The organism is Faecalicatena contorta (assembly GCF_001404335.1).
Taxonomy (GTDB): domain Bacteria; phylum Bacillota; class Clostridia; order Lachnospirales; family Lachnospiraceae; genus Faecalicatena; species Faecalicatena contortus_B.
Genome location: NZ_CYZU01000124.1, coordinates 1 through 654, shown reverse-complemented (window position 1 = coordinate 654; position 654 = coordinate 1). Strand labels below are relative to the sequence as shown.

Annotated in this window: 1 rRNA gene; it reads right to left on the bottom strand. The window is 41.4% G+C overall.

Annotated features, from left to right (window positions below):
• Window positions 1-535: 535 nt before the first annotated feature.
• A 5S ribosomal RNA gene (gene rrf / locus ARB69_RS25560) occupies window positions 536-653 on the bottom strand.
• Window position 654 lies beyond the last annotated feature (1 nt).

The following is a 654-nucleotide window of genomic DNA, read 5'->3' as shown; positions in this document are numbered from 1 at the left end:
GTCTTTCATCGGCTCTTAGTGCCAAGGCATCCACCATACGCTCTTATTAGCATAACCAACTTGCCTTCTCTCACGGGTTGGAGTTCGGGCGACACATATCTAGCGTGATATGCGTTGGTAATAGGTTTTTCTTCTTACTGAACTGCTAAGGTTCAATAAGAATGTATTTTTTTCGTTCGTTTTATTCGAACTAGTTAATGTTGTTAACATTACCTCGGATGTCTTGATTAAATAAGATATTTAATCACTGTATTATCGCTTATCTATAATAATACAGCTCTTTCTTTGTATGCAATTTTCAAGGTACATATCCGGATGCTCTGCTTTCGCTTCCCATCCGCTGACTGTTTTATCAGTCATTACATACACGAATTCTTTCGTATATCTAATCACTGGTAAAACCAGCTATCATAACAGCACTGCCCTGCTGATTGGGTTGGCGTTGATAAGTTGTTGCTTATCCTTGCCGGTATCTATATAATAAACATTTATATAATACTGACGGCGCTTCCGTCATTCTGTTATTCTTTTTTAGATTTGGCGGCCACCTACTCTCCCACATCGTCTCCAATGCAGTACCATCGGCCGTCTGGGTCTTAACCATCGTGTTCGGGATGGGAACGGGTGTTTCCCCCAGGCGCATCGCCACCAAAA